Genomic DNA, 17266 nt, shown 5'->3' with positions numbered 1-17266 from the left:
ATACTCGGCTAGTTTTAAATCTTATAAATGAAAAATTTCATAGAAGTAACAGAATTAAAAAAAGTATTTGGAAATGGTGAGGATGAAGTTCATGCTTTTGGACCTGCAACTATAAATATTAATGCTGGAGAATTTGTTTCAATTTTAGGACCCTCTGGGTGTGGAAAATCAACTCTAATGCTTATGGTTGCTGGATTATTAGATTCAACAAGTGGAAAAGTAGAATTTGAAAAGAAACTTGTAAATGGACCAAAGACAGATATTGGAATAATGTTTCAAGATAATACCTTAGTTCCTTGGCGAACTGTTAGGGGTAATATTGAACTACAACTAGAATTGAGAGGGCTTAATCTTAAAGATTATCAAGAACAAATTGATAATATTTTAAAGTCTGTAAATTTAGAGGATTTTGCAGAAAGATTTCCCAATGAATTATCAGGAGGTATGCAACAACGAGCTGCTTTTTGTCAAGCAATGATACATGACCCAAAAATAATTTTACTTGATGAGCCTCTGGGTAAGTTAGATGCAATGACTAGAGAAAAAATTAGAGCTGATTTTCAAAAATTATGGATGGTTAAAAAACCAACAGTTATATTTGTTACTCACTCTATTGAGGAAGCAGTTCAGCTATCTAACAGGGTTATTTTAATTACACCAAGACCAGGTAAAATTGATAGAGAGATGAAAATAGACCTTCCGTACCCAAGAGATTTAAAGGTTAAACGATCACCTAAATTTATTGAATATGTAAATTCAATTCAAGAAGTTTTTCATAAATATGGTGTTATTTAAAAAGTATTATTAAAATGAAAAAATTTATTAAATGGATCTTCAGTGGATGGATGTTAATTTTATTTTTTGTTGGCTTTTTTTTATTTTGGGAATATTCAATACCTTTATTTGATATACCAAGATACATTCTACCAGCACCTTCAGAAATTGTTTTAAAAGGTTCTGCTGATTTAGATAAGTTAATTTATTATACTGGTGTTACCGCTCTAGAGACTGTACTTGGATACATTATAGCTCTAATTCTAGGTTTAGGGTTTGGAATAGCTATTTCTTTTTCATCAATATTAAGAAGAACTTTATATCCTTTCTTTGTTAGTATTGAGATGACACCTAAAATAGCTTTTGCGCCATTATTTATATCTTGGTTTGGTTTTGGGTTGATGCCTAAAGTAATTATTGTAGTTCTAGTTTGTTTTTTTCCAATAGTGTTAAATGCAATTTTAGCATTTAATTCATTAAGCAATGAACTTACTTTATTTTATCAATCTACTGGAGCTAGTAGACTAAAAACTTTTTTTACAATTCGTTTACCAGCTGCTTTACCTCAATGTTTTGTTGGCTTTAAATATGCAGCTATTAACGCAACTGTTGGAGCTACTATAGCGGAATTTATTGGATCAGATAAAGGACTTGGTTTTTATATTTCTATTGTAACAGGAAATATGAGACCAGATTTAGCTTTTGCAGGAATATTTTTCTTAACCTGTTTAGGCTTGTCGGTATTTGGCTTTGTTACAATGATGGAAAAGATATTAATACCTTGGCATATATCAATGAAAAGAATCAACAAATAAGGAACATATTATGGATTATGAAAATTTAAAAAAAAAATTAGAAGGTTGTTATGTAACCGTTCCAACACCCTTTAAGGATATAAAAAATTTACCTCTTAACTTTGATGCACTGAAAGATTACGTAGAGTTTTTATTGGGAAACGGTTTAAATAACGAGAATTGTACACTACTTTTTGGTGGAGCTGCAGGTGATTTTTCAGCAATGAGCTTTGATGAGAGGTTATCATTAGCTAAAGAAAGCGCAAAAATAGTAAATGGAAGAGTTCCAATTGCTCTTGGTGGCCAAACAACAAATACCCAAGAATTAGAAAAACTCGCAGATGTAGCCAAAGATTTTGGTTATGATTTCCTTCAAGTTTCCTGTCCTTTTTATTTCAAACACACTGAAGATGATTTTATTGAATATGTAAGGACAGCATCAAGTGCAGCTGAAGGAATTGGTATAATTTTATATAATACCTTTTGGACTTCAACTAGTGTTTCTAATCAACTTATTGAAAAAATAAAAGATCTTCCAAATATTGTTGGATTAAAATGGGCAACACCACGAACTGATGCAATGGAATTTGAAGATGTGACATCAACTTATTCTAGCAGGTTTACAATAATTGATAATAATTTATTTTTTCCTTACTCAGCAATGAAGCCATTAAATGCAAAAGCTTTTGAAGTTCATATGTGTAACTTTTGGCCAGAATGGGGTGCAAAATTAATTAATGAAATTAATAAAAGAAACTTTGAGGAAGTTGCTAAAATGATGATTGAAGAGGCTATGCCTTTTTATAAACTGTGGGTAGAAATAGAAACTAACTACACTTCTGGTGATGGATATTTAGATAAACTTTGTATGGAATTAGTAGGCCTTCCTTCAAGTAGATGCAGGCCTCCAACAAGGGATATGCGTGAAAAATATAGACAAAAAACACTTGATTACATGAAGAAAATTAAAGTTCCTCATTTAAAGTTTTAATGAGTAAAATTGAAAACATAAGAACAATTCTATTAAGTGCAGAGTATGGTGATGAGAAACATCCAGAAATTTTAGAGTGCTTTCCTAATGGACCAAAAAGAACTATTGGATTAGTTGAAGTAACATTGGAAAATGGTGTAAAGGGCTATGGTGAAGGTTATTTAGGAGTTTTTGCGCCACAAGTTTTTAAATCCATTGTTGAACTTTGTACACCATACCTAATTGGAAAAGATGGATTTGACATTTTAAGAAGATATAAAGATTTATGCAGTGTTTGCGATTATTGGTCATTACAAGGGGCCGCAAGACACACTACAAGTGCAATTGAAACAGCCTTAGTTGACGCAAAATCCAAAACTCAAAAATGTCCTGCATATAAATTATTTGGAAATAGTTCAAAAGAAAACATAGAAGTTTATGGAAGTGGAGGAATTTGTGACACAAAAGAACATTTTATTGAGGAGTTAGAACTTTTAAATATACTAGGAATAAAGAAATATAAAATTAGAGCAGTTCCAAGTGATATTAATAGAACTGCATGGGTGCTCAAAGAAGCTAGAAAATACGATGTAGATGTAGGTATTGACATGTGTCAAAACCTGGCTGACCCACCAATAAATGCAGAGGATGTAATAGACTATGTCAATTTTGTAAAAAACTTTACTAAAGAAAAAATTTTATTTTTAGAAGAAGCGGTTGGCCCTATGGATATAAAGGGGTTTAAAAAATTGAAAGAAACACTCAATATAGATATTTGTGGAGGTGAAGTTATAACCACACCTTTAGAAATGATCGAAAGAATAAATTTAGATATTTATAACTTTGTTCAACCAGATGCGTCAGTTATTGGGGGAATGCATGCGGTGAGAGAAGTATTTGACCATGCAAAAACAAAAAAAATAACACCCGTTGTACATGCGTGGGGTGGACCTGTAGCAATTATGGCAAATTACCATGTTGCATTTGGATGTAATGGAAATTTAGTTGAATTTCCAATGATACCGTACAAGCTTGAACCAATAATGTTTGGGGATCAAAGAGTCATTAAAAATGGAACCCTTTTAAGACCTGAAAATTCAGGAATAGGTATCACCATGAATGATAAAATTGAAAAAGATTTTTTATTTGATAAAAAAGCAGTTTATTCGTGTGTTGTCGTTGATAGAGGGCAACCAAATGACGATTATTGGAAAGAATAGTTAAAAAAATGAATATAAAAGAATTAAATCCTCCACAAATAATAAACTAAAATATAAATTTATGAATATTTATATTGCATGTGAGTTAGAAAGTTTAGAAAAAAAAATTCTTAAAGATAATTTAAAAAAACATAATTTATATTTTTCTAACTTAAAATTTAAAGAAATTGCTGATAATAATTTTCTTAAATGTGAAATTGTTTTTGGAAATATTCCATCAAACTGGGTAAAACAAAGTAGCAAAATAAAATGGCTTCAATTAGAGTCGACAGGCTTTGGTGAATATTCCAATGTAAAAAAAAATTTTTTAGATAAAGTTGTAATTATTACTAACCTTAAAAGTTTTTTTGCTTGTCAAGTAGCCCAAACAACAATGGCTGGAATTTTTTCTTTTTATAGAGGTTTGAATACATTTACTTTATTAAAAAATGAAAAAAAATGGATTGGTGACCCAATGAGGAGCAAATTAGAAATACTGAATAATAAAAATGTTTTATTCTTTGGTAAAGGATCAATAAATGAAGAAATATCAAAATATCTAAAAGTATTTAATTGTCAATATTCATTTATTGATTCAAATTCAAAGAAAAAATTTTTTATTAAAAAATTAAAAAAAGCAGAAATAGTCATCTGTGCACTGCCTGGGACAGCAAAAACTAAAATGCTTTTTAATAAAAAAATGATTAGCAGTTTATCAAAAAAAACTATTTTAGTTAATGTTGGTAGGGGTAATTTAATCGATGAAAAGTATTTAATAAAAAAACTTAAAAATAATTTTTTAAAAGGGGCCATTTTAGATGTTACGGCCGAGGAACCATTGAGGAAAAATAACCCACTCTGGTCTTGTCCAAACCTAATACTTACACAGCATACTGGAGGTGGATACAAAGACGAGATGATGGATAAGATTAACTTTTTTTTAGATAATTTGCAAAAATATTTAAAAAAAAGTAAAGTGTTAAATATAATTAATCCTTCAAAGGGTTATTAAATTAATCTTTATTAATTGAATGAAAAAAAATATTTGTTAAAATATTAAAATATTAATAATTAACCAGGGGCTAAATTATATAATGTACGAAAAATTTGGACAGTTTATCGAGGGTAAATGGTCACCCTCAGAAAATAAAGAAACTTATGAAGTAATTAACCCGGCAACAGAAGAGGTTCTAGGTCATGCATCAAAAGCCACTCCTGCTGATGTTGATAGAGCACTAAAGTCTGCTCAAAAAGGATTTAAGGTTTGGAAAAAAACAACACCGTGGGATAGATCTTATATATTAAGAAAAATAGCTGATCGGATGAGAGAAAAAAAAGACGTATTAGCTAAGTGGATGACTTTAGAAAATGGAAAACCTTTAGCCGAAGGTGTTGGTGAAACAAATGGAGCAGCAGATATTTTTGAATGGAACGCTGAAGAGACAAAGAGAATTTTTGGTCAAACTATTGAAAGTAGGTTTGAAGACACAAGAGTACATGTTTATTACCAACCAGTTGGAGTTGTAGCTGCCTTATCACCTTGGAATTTTCCACTTATTTTAGCAGCTAGAAAAATATCAACTGCACTTGCAGCGGGTTGTTCAGTTATTATTAAACCAGATACAATTACACCTGGTGTAGTAATGGAATTAGTAGATATTTGTAGAGAATGTGGAGTTCCACCAGGAGCTGTAAATCTTTTGTCAGGTGATCCTCCAGCTATAGCTTCTCAATTAATTCAATCAGATATAATAAAAAAGATTTCGATTACTGGATCTTTGAGAGTTGGAAAATTAATTTTAAAACAAGCCGCAGATAAAGTTCAAAGAGTAACAATGGAATTAAGTGGTCATTCTCCTTTTATAGTTTTTGATGATGCTGATGTTAAAAAAGCAGCTGATATAGCTATTGCCACAAAATTTAGAAATAATGGACAAGTTTGTATTTCTCCTAATAGATTTTATATTCATGAAAGTAAAAAAGAAGAATTTATAAATTTATTTATCGAAAAAACTAAAAAGTTAAAAATTGGTAATGGAATAGATCCGGACACTCAACTGGGCCCATTAACAACTCAAAAAAGATTAGAAGAAATTGAAGAGTTGGTTGAAAAAACTAAACAAGAAGGTGCTAAAGTTTTATTGGGTGGAAAAAGACCAGCAGGCTTTAATAAAGGTTTTTATTATGAGCCAACAGTTTTTGATGATGTAAAAGATGATTTTACCATTATGAAACAAGAACCATTTGGACCATTAGTTCCGATGTTATCATTTAAATCTTTTGATGAAGTTATTGAAAGAGCCAATGATAATGATCTTGGTTTATGTAGTTATGTTTGTACTAATTCTATGGAAACAGCTCATCTGGCATCCGAAAGATTAGAAACAGGATCTGTAGCAGTCAATACAGGAGCTGTTGCAATTGCTGAGGCACCATTTGGTGGAATAAAGCAGAGTGGATATGGAAGAGAAGGTGGATCAATGGCCATCAAAGACTACCTTAATGTTAAATATACTCACATGGGCATTAAAGGCTAACACATATGCAAATTGGTTTTATTGGAGTGGGTCTCATGGGTTTACCCATGGCCAAAAATCTTCTTAAATCTGAGTACAATTTAAAAGCCTATAATAGATCTCATGATAAAGCTGAAAGATTAAAAGAATTTGGAGCAGAAATATCTGCATCCATTAAAGATGTTGTCACAAATTCAGATATAATTATCACAATGCTTACAGATGATGATGCTGTTGAAAAAGTGATGGGTAGTGATGAATTTATTTCTAATATAAAAGAAGGAGCCACTGTTATTGATATGAGTTCGGTTAATCCAGTTTTGACCATAAAGTATTCAAAAAAATTAAAAGAAAAAAAAATAAATTATTTAGATGCCCCAGTTTCTGGTGGAACTATAGGAGCTGAAGAGGCAACATTAGCAATAATGGTTGGTGGTGACGAAGAAACATTTAAAAATTGTTATGAGCTACTTAAAAAAATGGGTAACCCAACATTAGTAGGCCCAGTATCGTCTGGCCAAATATCTAAATTAGCTAATCAAATTATTGTGGGTGTAACCATTGGAGCAGTGGCAGAAGCTATCACTTTATGTGAGAAATCTGGAACCAACCCAAGTAAAATGATTGAGGCTTTATCAGGAGGTTGGGCTGATAGTAAAATATTACAAACACACGGAAAAAGAATGATTAATAAAGATTTTGCACCAAAAGGAAAAACTACAACACAGTTAAAAGATATGACCAATATTGTTAACGCTGGAAAAGCAATTGAAATTCATTTGCCCATTTCTAGTTTAGTTAAAGAAATGTATAAAGATCTTGTAACAGATGGGCATGGCAATACAGATCATAGCTCTTTATATAATGCAATTGAAAAGATAAATAAAAAATGAAATTTTTAAGAATTGGAAATGTAGGACAAGAAATTCCTGTAGCATTAGATAACGAAGGAAAATATAGAAATTTATCTTCAGTTATTAAAGATTTAAATCCTGAAAGTATTAACTTTGAAACTCTAGATAATATTAAAGAAATAGATTTGAAGAGTTTGGGAGAGATAAATCAAAATGAAAGAATAGGGTCCTGTATTTCTAAGCCAGGAAATTTTTTTGCAATTGGCTTAAATTATGCTGAACATGCAAAAGAGACTGGTGCAAAAACGTCTGAAAACCCAGTTCTATTTAATAAGTCAGTTCATTCTATAGTTGGACCAAACGATAATGTAATTATTCCACGAGGATCTAAAAAATTAGATCATGAAGTTGAAATTGCCTTTGTGATAGGAAAAAAAGCTAAGAGGGTTTTAGAAAAAGATGCACAAGATTATATTTTTGGATACTGTATTTGTAACGATATAAGTGAGCGTGAGTGGCAAAAAGAAAAGGGTGGTCAGTGGGTTAAAGGAAAATCTGGTGATACATTTGGACCTTTAGGACCTTATTTAGTCACAAAAGATGAAATCAAAAATGTTAATAATTTAAATTTAACTCTTGATGTGAATAGCAATAGACATCAAACAGGAAATACAAACCAAATGATTTTCAATTTTAATTTTTTATTAGCACATATTTCTAGTTTTATAACTTTGATGCCTGGTGATATAGTTACAACAGGAACTCCTCCTGGAGTTGGTTTGGGAATGGATCCACCAGTTTTTTTAAAAGAAGGAGATATGATGAATTTAATTGTTGAAAATCTCGGCTCACAAAATTCAAAAGTTGTGCTAGAATAACTACTAGGTAGTTATGATAAAAAGAGACCTCTATTATGAAAGAATTCCAACAAAGTCTTTAAGAGATGATGTTAGATATTTAGGTGATATTTTAGGAAAAGTAATAAAAAAACAAGAAGGCTCTGGTTTTTTTAAATTAGTAGAAGACACAAGATTATTATCTAAAGCAAACTTATCAAATAAAAATACCAAAGACCCCTTTAAAAATATAATAAAAAAAATTAATGGCCTTAGTCCAATTAATATTTTTAAACTATCAAGAGCATTTAGTCATTTTATGAATTTTATAAACCTATCAGAGTCAATTGATGCATCAAGAAAACTTGATGAATATGAAAATAATCAAAAAGATTCTAAAAATAAAAATATCTTTATTGAAGAAATCTTTGAAGAACTTTTTAAAAATAAAAAAATTCCAAATAATAAAATTTATAATCTTGCAAAAAATCTTAATATTGGTGTTGTTTTAACAGCACACCCAACAGAAGTTAAAAGAAGAACATTAATACAAAAATACCATAAAATTACTGAAATTTTAGAGGAAAGAGATTTACTTAAAAAATATCCATCCAAATTAAAGATTTTAGAAAGAAAATTATATGATGAAATTACAATAATATGGAATACAGATGAGCTTAAAAGATCCAAACCAACACCCTCTGAAGAAGCAAGATGGGGTTTAGCAGTTATAGAAGACAGTCTTTGGGAAACTATTCCTAAAGTTTACAGAAGGTTAAATGATATTTTTTTAAAAAATATGGGAAAGAGTTTGCCTAAAAATTTTAATCCTATTGAATTTGGTTCTTGGATGGGTGGTGATAGAGATGGAAATCCAAATGTAACTTCGGAAGTTACAAAAGAGGTTATACTGTTGTCAAGATGGGAGGCTGCAAAATTATATGAGAAGCAGTTAACAAAGTTATTAAGATCATTATCTATGTCAAATTGCTCCCAAAAGATACTAAGGAAGACAGGTAAAGTTTTTGATCCTTATAGAGTGTTTTTAAGACCATTAAGAGATAAAATAAGAAAAACTCACATCTTAATAAAAGAACACTTAATTGACAAAAAACCATTAAATCAAAAAAAACTTTTATCAACCAAAGAAGAAATTTTAGCACCATTAAGAATTGTAAGAGAGTCGTTAGAACAAAATCAAAGTGAAAATATTGCTGGTGGTGATTTATTAGACTTAATGAGACGTGCAAAATGTTTTGGAATTAATCTAGCAAAACTTGATATAAGACAAGAATCTTCAAGACATTCAAAGCTAATTTCTGAGATTGTAAAAAAAAAATATAAATCTAATTACTTAAATTGGAGTGAAGATGAGAAATTAGATTTTTTATCAAAACAAATTAAGAGTAAAAAAAATTTAATAAATAATTATCAATTTAGGAATAAAGAAAATAAAGAAGTGTGGTCTACTTTTAAAATTCTTGCTGAACAACCAAAAGAATGCTTGGGAGCATATGTAATTTCAATGACTTCAGCTGCGTCAGATATATTATCTGTAGTCTACCTTCAAAAAGAAGCAAAAATAAGAAATAAACTTAGGGTAGTACCTCTTTTTGAAACATTAGATGATTTAATAAATGCAAATTCAATAATGACCCAATTATTTAAATTATCATGGTATAAAAAATACATAAATCATTATCAAGAGATTATGATTGGATACTCAGATTCAAGTAAAGACGCGGGCAAATTATCTGCTAGTTGGCATCAGTATAAACTCCAAGAAGAAATTTTAAGATTAAGTAAAAAAAATAAAATTGATATTATTTTTTTTCATGGCCGTGGTGGATCAGCTGGTCGTGGTGGTGGCCCAATTCAAGCAACCCTTAGATCTCAACCTCCAGGATCAGTTAATGGAAAAATAAGAATTACTGATCAAGGTGAAGTTATCCAGCAAAAATATGGATATGAACCTTTAGCAAAATATAATTTATGTAGTTATATAGGTGCAGTAGCACAGGCAAGTTTAAAACCACCACCAGAACCAAAAAATAAATGGAAAGATTTAATAGAAAGAATGTCAGAAATATCTACTCAATCTTATAGAAGAAATATAAATAATAAATTAGACTTTATTAGATACTTTAAAACAGTTACACCTCATAAAGCATTGGGAAAACTGTCAATTGGATCAAGGCCATCCAAAAGAAAAAATGTAGATAACATTAAAAGTTTAAGAGCCATACCATGGGTATTTGCGTGGACACAGATAAGATTGTTTTTACCTGCATGGCTCGGTATTCCTGAGGCACTAAAACACTCTTCAACTAAAGATTTTAAGAATACTCTCATAGATATGGAAAAAAATTGGCCCTTTTTTTATTCAACAATGGATATGCTTGATATGGTTATAACAAAAGTAGACCCTGAAATTTCTAAAGTATACGAGGATAAATTGGCAGATAAAAAACTTAAGGTTGTTGGAGAAAAACTTAGAGCACAATTTGAAGATTTAAAAAAATTGAATAAAAAAATAACACCTATTGAAATTTTAAAACAAAGAAAAGTATTTAGGTCATCAGTAATCATTAGAAATATTTATTCTGAGGTTTTACATATTATTCAAGCAACAGTTATGAAAAAACTTTATATGAAGAAACTTAATAAAGAGAAAAAAAAATATCTTAATGATTCTTTAATGACTTCGATTGCTGGCATATCAGCAGCAATGAAGAATACAGGATAATATGATAGAGATATTTGTTGCATTTGGAGCGGGGTTAATTAGTTTTCTATCACCTTGTGTTTTACCTTTGATACCAGGTTATATTTCTTTTATTTCTGGAGCATCTTTAAATGAATTACTTGAAAATAAAAAAATAAACATATTCCCACTAATATTATTTACTTTAGGTTTTTCTTTTGTTTTTATTATGTTTGGTGCAGCAGCCTCTTACTTAGGGCAAGTACTTTTACAAAATTCACAAACTTTAAGAATAATTGCAGGTCTAGTTATAATTATATTTTCTCTTCAATTAATTGGAATTATAGATGTTAGTTTTTTAAACTTCGAAAAAAAAATTTACACAAAAAAGAATAATAATGTTTGGTTTTCTTTTATAGTTGGAATGGCTTTTGGTTTTGGATGGACTCCTTGTATTGGCCCAATTCTAGGATCAATTCTTGCATTAGCTTCAACAGAGGAAACAATATTTAAAGCAATAATCTTACTTAGTTTTTATTCACTTGGTTTAGCAATACCTTTCATTTTATCAGGTTATTTAATGCAAAGATTTTTAATGTTTTCTAAAAATTTTAAAAAGAACATTAATTTTGTATCAAAAAGTGGGGGTGTAATACTTTTAATAACAGGAGTACTAATTTTAACTAACCAACTTCAAGTCCTAGGTTATTACTTATTAAACTCTTTACCATTTTTGCAAAATTTTGGGTAATAGGTTAATAACTATCTATATTTATGAAAATTTATCAAATTGATACTAGTGCTAGAAAAGAAGGCTCTACCTCAAGGGCTTTAGCTAAAAGATTATTAGACAAAATTAAAAAACCTGAAGATGAGGTTGTTTATAGAGATCTTAACGATGAAATGATTTTTATATCAAACCTAACCGAGTCAGGAATGAAAATTCCTGAAGGTGAGCAAACCGATCAACATAAGAAAATGTTTGAGCTGTCAGATAAGCTAGTTTTAGAGCTTAAAGAATGCGATACAATAATAATCTCAGTCCCAATTTATAATTTTGGACCTCCAGCAACATTAAAAGCTTGGGCTGATTTGGCCGCAAGAGTTAAAGAAACTTTTAAATATAACGAAGACGGTAGCAGAGTAGGCTTGCTTGAGGACAAGCAAGTTTATCTCATAATTACATCTGGAGGAACAAAGATTAATAGCAAAGATGATTTTTTAACACCCTGGTTAACTCATGTTTTAAATTTTTTTGGAATAAAAAAAATAAATATTATTGCTGCTGATCAAATGGCCATAGATTATGAAAAATCAATTAAAGAAGCTGAAAAGCAAATTGAAAATATAACCCAATGAACTTATTAAGTGTAAAAGAATACAATTTATATTCTAATTTTTTAAATATCCTAGCAAAAGACCTAAATAAATTTTATTACTCAAAACTTAATAAAACCTTTAAGATATCTAATAAACTTGATGGTAAAGAGTATGACCCTGTTACCACATCAGACAAAGCTTTTGAAAAATTCATTAGATTGAAAATTAAAAAAAAATTTCCAAATCACCAAGTTATAGGTGAAGAATTTGGACATAAAAAATCAACAAGTGATTTTACATGGGTCATAGATCCAATCGATGGTACAAGATCGTTCGTGATAGGCAATCCTACATGGAGCAACTTGATAGCTTTAAATTATAAAGGCAATCCAGTTATAGGGTTAGCAAATTTTCCAATATTAAATAAATATTATTTAAATTTTAATAACAAAAGTGCTTTTGTTTTTGAAAAAGGTAAAAAAAGAAAAATTTCTGTTTCAAAAGATATACCATTTAATCAGATAAAAGTATCAGGAGCATTTCATGGAGCGATCTCTCTTAAACAGCAAATGACAATACCAAAAGTTTTAAGATTAATGCAATTTCCAACTGCAGATGCGTTAAGTTACTCTCATTTATGTGAAGGAAAAATTGATGTTGTCTTTCAAGGAACCAATAAAATTTGGGATATCCACCCATTGATACCAATTATAAAAGCTGCAGGAGGCACGGTTACAACTTGGGACGATAGAGACGCAGTTAATGCTGGAAGTATTTTAGTTTCAGCTAATCAATCTATTCATAATAAAATGCTTAAACTATTAAAGCCTGTTTCAAAATAAATGCATACAAGAGCTAAAAAAATATTAGATTTTTGGTTTAAAGAAACTCCACCAAAAAAAAGATTTCAAAAACATAAAGATTTTGATGTGCTAATAAAAAATAATTTTTTAAAAGATTATGAGTTAGCAGGCTCAAATGAGTATGATGATTGGCAAGATAGCCCCCTTGGTTCTTTAGCTCTAGTTATTTTATTTGATCAATTTTCAAGAAACATGTTTAGAGATGAACCAAAAGCTTTTAACCAAGATCATAAAGCAAGATTAATAGTTAACGATTCTGTTTATGCTGGATTTTTAGATGGCATGAATCAGGACCAACGATTTTTTATGTTACTGCCACTCATTCACAGTGAAGAGATAACAGACCATGATATGGCCTACTATTTACTCGATAAATACTTAAAAGATCATCCAGATTTAGTTTCTATAAAAAAATTTTGGAAAGATCACACACTAGCAATTAAGAAGTTTCACAGATACCCTCATCGAAACATAGTATTAGATAGAAAATCTACTCCTGAGGAAATAGAGTTTCTAGGTCAACCAAACTCATCCTGGTAAAACGTTCACTAAGTGAACAGATAAATTAAGATATTCAATATTTGCATTACTGTAGTGACAATAAGTCATTTTAATATTGAAATTTGCTGTCTATAAGGAGCGCATAGAATTTAAAAATTAACATTATCTTCTCTCTCTATTAGATAGTTAATATTAGCTTCCCTCGAAAGAGGGAAGTTTCTTATTGTCAATATCTCCACTGAATAATATAAATTTTAAATGAATTTCAAGTTTGTTTATAAAATATGCACTAAATCTGAGTGGCAAGAAGTAAAGACTAAAGGTCAATTAACTGGTTCTAAAAAAGATTTAGAAGATGGTTACATTCATTTTTCCAGTGATGATCAAGTTGTGGGAACTCTTAAAAAATTTTATCAAAATCAAAAAGATTTAGTTTTATTAAAGGTTGATACTTTAAAGTTAGATCATTTAGTTTGGGAACAAGCATCAGATGGAAATATGTTTCCACATTTATATTCGTCGCTAGATATTTCTAATGTAGTAGATAAATTTGATATTACCTTAGATGATGAAGGCAATCATGATATGCCAACTGTTTTTTAACTGATCTTTTAAGGGGGTCACCCTTTCGGTAAACTCCAAAAGAGTTCCCCTGTAAGTCAGCGGTATACGCTAAAATCTATAATAATAGATTTTTATTTTCTTTTGTCGTACTAAGTCTTTGATTATTTAATCACACCAGTTATGTGTCAGGTGGTGATAAGTTCATAATCAACCTCCTTTATTGATATTTAGACAATATCATTTCTAAAAATTACATTCAAAACATTTATTTTACTTTATGTGAAATAAATTAATTGCATGCAACCTAGCAAAGTAATAATGTTTCGATAATTTAAGAAACATTCTTTATAATACTTTTTTCCACTAAAATTTAAAATTCTTTTTAGGTAAGCTTACCTAAGTAATTAACCATAATCACACCAATTATAATTAATAAAATTCCAATAATTCCATATAGATTTGGAATTTGATTATATTTAATCATAGCAAATGCTACAACACCCACAACTGTTAATCCGCTGTAAGTAGAATAAGCGAAGCCTACTGGAAGTGCATGCATAGCTTTTGCAATACAAAACAAGCAAACCATCATTAGTAGATACATGTAAATTATTGGCAAAGTCTTTGTGAAACCTTCAGATATTTTTGCAAAACTATTAGCAGCTATTCCAGCAAAAATACCAACAGCTAAAAACAAATATCCAAATAAAGGTTTCAAGATTAATCCTTTGAAGCGATTTTATTAACTAGAGGTCTCATAATTGGAGCCATAGTAAATGCTGCAATTACAGCTACTGGAAATGAATAAATAAAAGCATCTAATAATCTATTAAAGAAACCTTCACCAAAACCAGTGTGAACTAGCGTTACAACTACACCAATAATCAAACTCATGCCAAAAGACATAAAGATCATAAAAAGAGGTTGAGAATATTTTTTGTTAATCATAATTAGTGATATTATTATTCAGTAATTTTATCTAAAAATTTTTGCACTATAGGAGCCACTATAGTCGTTGTAATCATTGCTACTGGTAAACTTATAGTCCACGCTTTAAGAAATCTTTTGATATAAAATTCATCATAACCAGTATTCACAAATGTAATGATTAAAGTCATCAACAAACTCATACCAAGACCCATAAAAAAAATGAATAGAAAATTAGAATATTTTTTTGAAATCACGATTTAATTATTTCCAAGTAAGTTAACCATCAATACACCTATTATAATCAAACCCAAACCAATTATTGAATAAAGATTTGGCATTTGATTAAATCTAATTATTCCAACAATTACAGTTGAAATAATTGTTAATCCAGCAAATGATGCATAAGTTATTCCCATTGGGATATTTTTCATCACCATAGATAACGCATACATACATAAAACGATTGTAATTCCAGTAATAATACTTGGAAAGAGAAGGGTAAAACCTTCTGCACTTTTTGCAAAACTATTTGAAGTTACTCCTAGAACAACTGCTAGGATTAGAAATCCATATGAAGTAGCGAGACTCATCTAATAACATTAAATGAAATCCCGCTAAATTTATATAATTATTTATTAACTTTTAAAAAGCTCCATAGCTTTACCTAATAGCTCTTCTGATTTTGCATGATCACCAGCATCATGAGCTGCCATACCTTGATCTCTTAGCATTTGTGCTTCTGCAATTTTATCATCTATACTTTTTGCCATCATAGGGCAAGAACCTGCATAAACTGAACTTGTGAAAAGTACCAAGAATAATGTTATTACTATTTTTTTCATATTTTCCTTTGTTTGATTAATTAACCAAACAATAGGAAAATAATAAGTTTTTGATATAACCAACATTGTCACTTTACATGTGCAAAACGACCCAACCAGTTATTTAGGTATTTTTGTAGCACCTGTTTCAAGTGAAACAACTTTTCCATCTTGATATTTGTAGACAGCCATTACTGCCTCTGTGTTACTGTCATTAAAGGTTACAAATGAGTGCTCAACACCAATTTCATCATTCTCAAAAAGAACTCTAATTTTATCTTTATTGATATCTCCACTCATTGCCCATTTAATTACATCTGCTTTTCTCATAACTTTTCCTGATGCATGCATTGTAAATTTATAATCATCATGAAAAATTTCATTCATAGCAGCTTCATCTTTAGCTGTCATAGCAGCATCCATTTTTGCTAATATTGACATATATTATCTTTCTTTAACTTTAGTTAAATCGTAGATCATATAACTACTTAGAACCTCATCCATGATAGGTTTAGATACTTCAGTACCTTCAATAAATTTAATTAAAGCAGCTTCATCAGTACAAAATATTTTAAACATCACTGCACTTTTATCAGGTGTTACTGACGCCATAGTTTTTTCTACTACAGCAACTTTTGATCTTTCAGCTAATCCTTCTGGAGATTGCATAAATCCCATAAATTTTTCAAATTTACCTTCTCCTTCTTTAAACTTAGCCACTACTAACATTTCTTTTTCCATTTTTTATCTCCTTTTTGTTTATTTTTTCATTGAGTTGAAAGCAGTTAAAGTATCATCGTAAGTTGTCATAGCAGATATCTTGCCATCATCTGTGACTTCAAAATAATGTCCAAAAATTGTATCCATACCAGTTGCTTTTCCACTACATCTTACAAATACTTTGTTGCCTTCACTAATCATATCAATAGGTGTTACTTGAAAGTTTTCCCACATTGTTGGGATTTTTGAAAACCCTTCTATCATAGCTTGTTTACCATTATGCACTCCTGATAATGGATGTTTGCCTGGTACACCAGGATGAGTCCACACGCAATCATCATGAATAACTTCATTAAAAAATGTTTCCATGTCTCCTTTGCTAAAACAATCGTAACCTTTACTTACTGTGTCTTTTGCATTCATTTTTTATCTCCTTTTTGATTTTTAAGTTTATTCACTAAAGATGACTCTGATTTCGTCTTCAATAGTTCCTTCAACTGCAACTTTCTTTAATTGTTTTTGAAGACTTTGATATTTTTTATCTGCTGACATTTTTGCATCAGCTTCATTTTCTCCTTCAAACATTGTGCCAATTAGAGTTTCTCGTATTGTTCTTGGATCACCACCTACTTGAAAAGAAAAATAGATTTGGTGTTTAGGAAAATATTTTTTTCTTGCCTTAGCTAAACCTTGGCAAATCTCCATAGCTTTACCTAAACCATCATCCGTTATTCTCATTGTTCTGGTATATATTGCTTGCATTATATTAATCTCACTTGTTAGTTATTATTATTCTAAATTAATAAATTTTAATTTATTTTAAAATGGTATTTATTGTCACCAGGTATGCAAAAAACTTTATACAACTATTTCTTGTATAAATTTACTGTGCGCATAAAG

23 protein-coding genes are annotated in these 17266 nt (G+C 29.8%); 14 read left to right on the top strand and 9 right to left on the bottom strand.

All coding sequences use genetic code 11. The features are described from left to right. The first annotated feature begins 27 nt into the window (after positions 1-27). From AC5YGA_RS04150 to AC5YGA_RS04085, 14 genes are all read left to right on the top strand, one after another. Entirely contained in the window at positions 28-795 is a 768-nt protein-coding gene (locus AC5YGA_RS04150; protein WP_415307876.1) for an ABC transporter ATP-binding protein, read from the top strand. Between the two features lie 14 nt (positions 796-809). After that, the gene (locus AC5YGA_RS04145; protein ID WP_415307875.1) at positions 810-1589 is read left to right on the top strand and encodes an ABC transporter permease; all 780 of its coding nucleotides are present in this window, start codon (positions 810-812) and stop codon (positions 1587-1589) included. A gap of 10 nt (positions 1590-1599) precedes the next feature. Then, positions 1600-2559: a dihydrodipicolinate synthase family protein gene (locus AC5YGA_RS04140; protein ID WP_415307874.1), complete on the top strand. Its 960-nt coding sequence runs from the start codon at positions 1600-1602 to the stop codon at positions 2557-2559. Then, complete coding sequence (locus AC5YGA_RS04135; RefSeq protein WP_415307873.1) at positions 2559-3758, top strand: enolase C-terminal domain-like protein; 1200 nt, start codon at positions 2559-2561, stop codon at positions 3756-3758. The genes AC5YGA_RS04140 and AC5YGA_RS04135 overlap by 1 nt, the downstream gene beginning before the upstream one ends. A 61-nt stretch (positions 3759-3819) precedes the next feature. Continuing rightward, the gene (locus tag AC5YGA_RS04130; protein WP_415307872.1) at positions 3820-4749 is read left to right on the top strand and encodes an NAD(P)-dependent oxidoreductase; all 930 of its coding nucleotides are present in this window, start codon (positions 3820-3822) and stop codon (positions 4747-4749) included. An 82-nt stretch (positions 4750-4831) separates the two neighbouring features. After that, positions 4832-6274 carry an NAD-dependent succinate-semialdehyde dehydrogenase gene (locus AC5YGA_RS04125; protein ID WP_415307871.1) on the top strand — a complete coding sequence of 481 codons (1443 nt, stop codon included), beginning with the start codon at positions 4832-4834 and terminating at the stop codon, positions 6272-6274. A 5-nt stretch (positions 6275-6279) separates the two neighbouring features. After that, positions 6280-7146, top strand: a complete 867-nt coding sequence (locus AC5YGA_RS04120) for an NAD(P)-dependent oxidoreductase (RefSeq protein WP_415307870.1) — start codon at positions 6280-6282, stop codon at positions 7144-7146. Next, positions 7143-7985 carry a fumarylacetoacetate hydrolase family protein gene (locus AC5YGA_RS04115; protein ID WP_415307869.1) on the top strand — a complete coding sequence of 281 codons (843 nt, stop codon included), beginning with the start codon at positions 7143-7145 and terminating at the stop codon, positions 7983-7985. The genes AC5YGA_RS04120 and AC5YGA_RS04115 overlap by 4 nt, the downstream gene beginning before the upstream one ends. A gap of 13 nt (positions 7986-7998) precedes the next feature. Further along, positions 7999-10689, top strand: a complete 2691-nt coding sequence (gene ppc, locus AC5YGA_RS04110; protein WP_415307868.1) for a phosphoenolpyruvate carboxylase — start codon at positions 7999-8001, stop codon at positions 10687-10689. Between the two features lies 1 nt (position 10690). Further along, positions 10691-11398: a cytochrome c biogenesis CcdA family protein gene (locus AC5YGA_RS04105; protein WP_415307867.1), complete on the top strand. Its 708-nt coding sequence runs from the start codon at positions 10691-10693 to the stop codon at positions 11396-11398. A gap of 23 nt (positions 11399-11421) precedes the next feature. Next, complete coding sequence (locus tag AC5YGA_RS04100) at positions 11422-12006, top strand: FMN-dependent NADH-azoreductase (RefSeq protein WP_415307866.1); 585 nt, start codon at positions 11422-11424, stop codon at positions 12004-12006. Next, positions 12003-12809, top strand: a complete 807-nt coding sequence (locus tag AC5YGA_RS04095) for an inositol monophosphatase family protein (protein ID WP_415307865.1) — start codon at positions 12003-12005, stop codon at positions 12807-12809. Before AC5YGA_RS04100 ends, AC5YGA_RS04095 begins: the two co-directional genes overlap by 4 nt. Beyond that, the gene (locus tag AC5YGA_RS04090) at positions 12810-13370 is read left to right on the top strand and encodes a DUF924 family protein (protein WP_415307864.1); all 561 of its coding nucleotides are present in this window, start codon (positions 12810-12812) and stop codon (positions 13368-13370) included. Between the two features lie 219 nt (positions 13371-13589). Continuing rightward, entirely contained in the window at positions 13590-13934 is a 345-nt protein-coding gene (locus AC5YGA_RS04085) for a DUF952 domain-containing protein (RefSeq protein ID WP_415307863.1), read from the top strand. Positions 13935-14277: 343 nt separating this feature from the next. On the opposite strand, the gene AC5YGA_RS04080 is transcribed toward AC5YGA_RS04085, so the two are convergent. From AC5YGA_RS04080 to AC5YGA_RS04040, 9 genes are all read right to left on the bottom strand, one after another. After that, positions 14278-14613 carry a DMT family transporter gene (locus AC5YGA_RS04080; protein ID WP_271525515.1) on the bottom strand — a complete coding sequence of 112 codons (336 nt, stop codon included), beginning with the start codon at positions 14611-14613 and terminating at the stop codon, positions 14278-14280. A gap of 2 nt (positions 14614-14615) precedes the next feature. After that, entirely contained in the window at positions 14616-14843 is a 228-nt protein-coding gene (locus AC5YGA_RS04075) for a DUF2798 domain-containing protein (protein ID WP_415307862.1), read from the bottom strand. 14 nt (positions 14844-14857) lie between these two features. Then, positions 14858-15079 carry a DUF2798 domain-containing protein gene (locus AC5YGA_RS04070; RefSeq protein WP_415307861.1) on the bottom strand — a complete coding sequence of 74 codons (222 nt, stop codon included), beginning with the start codon at positions 15077-15079 and terminating at the stop codon, positions 14858-14860. A gap of 3 nt (positions 15080-15082) precedes the next feature. Further along, positions 15083-15415, bottom strand: coding sequence for a DMT family transporter (locus AC5YGA_RS04065; RefSeq protein WP_415307860.1), 333 nt, complete (start codon positions 15413-15415; stop codon positions 15083-15085). Positions 15416-15460: 45 nt separating this feature from the next. Continuing rightward, entirely contained in the window at positions 15461-15667 is a 207-nt protein-coding gene (locus AC5YGA_RS04060) for a hypothetical protein (protein WP_168606465.1), read from the bottom strand. A gap of 99 nt (positions 15668-15766) precedes the next feature. After that, positions 15767-16087: a DUF4440 domain-containing protein gene (locus AC5YGA_RS04055; protein WP_415307859.1), complete on the bottom strand. Its 321-nt coding sequence runs from the start codon at positions 16085-16087 to the stop codon at positions 15767-15769. Positions 16088-16090: 3 nt separating this feature from the next. Next, a complete protein-coding gene (locus tag AC5YGA_RS04050) occupies positions 16091-16387 on the bottom strand; it encodes a hypothetical protein (RefSeq protein WP_415307858.1) in 297 nt (98 codons plus the stop codon). An 18-nt stretch (positions 16388-16405) separates the two neighbouring features. Continuing rightward, positions 16406-16789: a nuclear transport factor 2 family protein gene (locus AC5YGA_RS04045; RefSeq protein ID WP_415307857.1), complete on the bottom strand. Its 384-nt coding sequence runs from the start codon at positions 16787-16789 to the stop codon at positions 16406-16408. Positions 16790-16816: 27 nt separating this feature from the next. Further along, positions 16817-17128 carry a hypothetical protein gene (locus AC5YGA_RS04040; RefSeq protein ID WP_496169969.1) on the bottom strand — a complete coding sequence of 104 codons (312 nt, stop codon included), beginning with the start codon at positions 17126-17128 and terminating at the stop codon, positions 16817-16819. Between the last annotated feature and the right edge of the window lie 138 nt (positions 17129-17266).

It is taken from the genome of Candidatus Pelagibacter sp. uisw_091 (assembly GCF_059512525.1).
The sequence above is the reverse complement of the archived record's forward strand: the minus strand, read 5'-3'. Positions and strand labels throughout refer to the sequence as shown.